Source organism: Streptomyces sp. NPDC003300 (assembly GCF_040610915.1).
GTDB lineage: Bacteria > Actinomycetota > Actinomycetes > Streptomycetales > Streptomycetaceae > Actinacidiphila.
Genome location: NZ_JBEXNE010000058.1, coordinates 1 through 2,095, shown reverse-complemented (window position 1 = coordinate 2,095; position 2,095 = coordinate 1). Strand labels below are relative to the sequence as shown.

Here is a 2,095-nt window from a genome sequence, read left to right as displayed (position 1 = left end):
ACGGGTACGTCGGCGGCCGACGGTGGGCTGTGGTGGCGGAGCGGGGCAGGGTCGAAGGAGGCCGTTCGTGATTCGCCGGACAGGCGCTAGGTGGGGAGGCGGAGGCCGTTGTAGAGGAGTGAGGCGATGCGTACGGCGTCGTCCTGCCAGCCTTCGGAGCGCAGGCCGCAGATGCCGCCGAGGGCGCGGAGGAGGAGGCGGCCGCTGACGTCCTCGCGGATGAGGCCGGCGGCGGCGCCGGCGGTGAGGAGGTGGTCCAGGGCACGGGCCATCTCGGCGCGGGTGTCGTCGAAGACGGGCGAGTCGGTCGCCATGATGCTCTCCAGCACTTCGCCCATGCCGCGGCCGACCGCCGCGTGCTCCACGAGCAGCAGGAGGAAGGCGCGCAGGGCTTCGTCGGGGGCGTGCTGGGCGAGCAGCCGGGAGGGGGCCGCGCAGAGGTCGGCGACCTCTTGGCGGTACACGTCGGCGACAAGGGCTTCGCGGGTGTCGAAGTGGCGGTACAGCGTGCCGACGGCCACACCGGCACGGCGGGCGATCTCCTCGACGTGGGCGTCGTCGTCGGAGAGGAGTGCTTCGCGCGCGGCGGCGAGGAGCGCTTCGCGGTTGCGGCGGGCGTCGGCGCGCAACGGGCGTGGTGACGGCAACAGTCCCCCATAAGGTGAATCGGACTCCGCTTGTGTACAGTTTCCGGAGTCGGGTTCACTTTACTGGGGAGAACGTCCGTGACGATCGAGAACGAGGGGCTTGACGGCCTGCGTGTGCTGGTGACCGGCGGCAGCCGAGGGCTCGGGGAGGCGACAGCCCGCCGCTTCGCCGCCGCGGGCGCCACGGTGCTGACGGCCTCGCGCACCGCGCCGCCGGACGACCTGGACGCCGCCTTCATCCCGGCCGACCTGCGGTCCGAGGAGGGGGTGCGGGAGCTGGGGCAGCGCGTGCTGGACAGCGTCGGAGGCGTTGACGTCCTGGTGAACAACGCGGGAGCCGCGACCGGGCCGATGCCGACTCTGGAGCGGTCCGACGCGTCGTGGCTCGCCGACCTGGAGATGAATCTGCTCAGCGCGGTCCGGCTCGACCGGGCGTTGGTTCCGGGGATGGTCGAGCGCGGCTCGGGCGTCGTGGTGCACGTCTCGTCCATCGCCAGCCACCTCCCCCAGCCCGCCGAGGCGTCGTACGCCGCGTCGAAGGCGGCGCTCAACGCCTACAGCCGCGAACTGGCGACGGCGGTGGGCGGCCACGGCGTACGCGTGGTGTGCGTGCTGCCGGGCTTCGTCGTCACCGAGGGAGCCGCCGGCCACCTCCGGCGGATGGCCGACAGTGAGGGCATCGGCGTCGACGACGTCACGCAGCGGATCGTGGAGCACCTGAAGCTGCCGATGGGACGGCCCGGCGAACCCGAGGACGTCGCCGAGATGATCGCGTTCCTCGCGTCCGACCGCGCCAAATGGCTCACCGGCGCCCAGTTCAGGGTCGACGGCGGCATCATCCCCACCGTCTGAGCCCCAGCGATTCCGAGGAGAGACACCGTGACCTTCAGCCTGACGTCACTGATCGTGGACGCCGCGGACCCGGAGAGCGAAGGCGCGTTCTGGCACCGCCTGCTCGGCGGCTCGGTCACCCGGACGGCCACGCACCACTTCCTGCGCAGCGACGGATTCCCCGTGCTCGTGGTCCAGCGGGTTCCGGGGCATGTCGTGCCGCGGTGGCCCGACGGGACCTCCCAGCAGATGCACTTCGACCTCGCGACGGACGACATGGAGAGCGCCGACACGCGGGTGCTCGCGGCCGGCGGCCGACGACTGCGGCCGACCGGCGACGTCGGCTCCGCCGACCGCGAGGGCGCCCGGGTCTACGCCAGTCCGGCCGGGCACCCCTTCTGCGTTCGCCCGGCCTGACCCCCGCGACGGCTACGGGACGACCTCCCGGTCGGCGGCGGCAAGGAGCGTGCGGAGGGGGGCCGTGTCGGGGGTGTCGGCGATGGCCGCGTCGATGGCGTCGTCCATACCGTTCTCCCAGGCCGGCGGGAGAACAAGTCCGGGGCGACCCGTCCCACCCCGCCCGCCCCCACCGGACCGCCGGACACCGACGCACCCAA

At 72.9% G+C, this 2,095-nt stretch carries 3 protein-coding genes; 2 read left to right on the top strand and 1 reads right to left on the bottom strand.

Annotation, left to right across the window (positions count from 1 at the left end):
• Positions 1 to 86: 86 nt before the first annotated feature.
• Positions 87 to 647 (bottom strand): TetR/AcrR family transcriptional regulator, encoded by a 561-nt coding sequence (locus ABZX65_RS36295; RefSeq protein ID WP_355350359.1) that lies wholly within the window; start codon positions 645 to 647, stop codon positions 87 to 89.
• A 78-nt stretch (positions 648 to 725) separates the two neighbouring features.
• On the opposite strand from ABZX65_RS36295, the gene ABZX65_RS36290 reads away from it, so the two are divergent.
• Positions 726 to 1,499, top strand: coding sequence for an SDR family oxidoreductase (locus tag ABZX65_RS36290; RefSeq protein WP_355350356.1), 774 nt, complete (start codon positions 726 to 728; stop codon positions 1,497 to 1,499).
• A gap of 27 nt (positions 1,500 to 1,526) precedes the next feature.
• A complete protein-coding gene (locus ABZX65_RS36285; protein WP_355350353.1) occupies positions 1,527 to 1,895 on the top strand; it encodes a VOC family protein in 369 nt (122 codons plus the stop codon).
• The last annotated feature ends 200 nt before the right edge of the window (positions 1,896 to 2,095 follow it).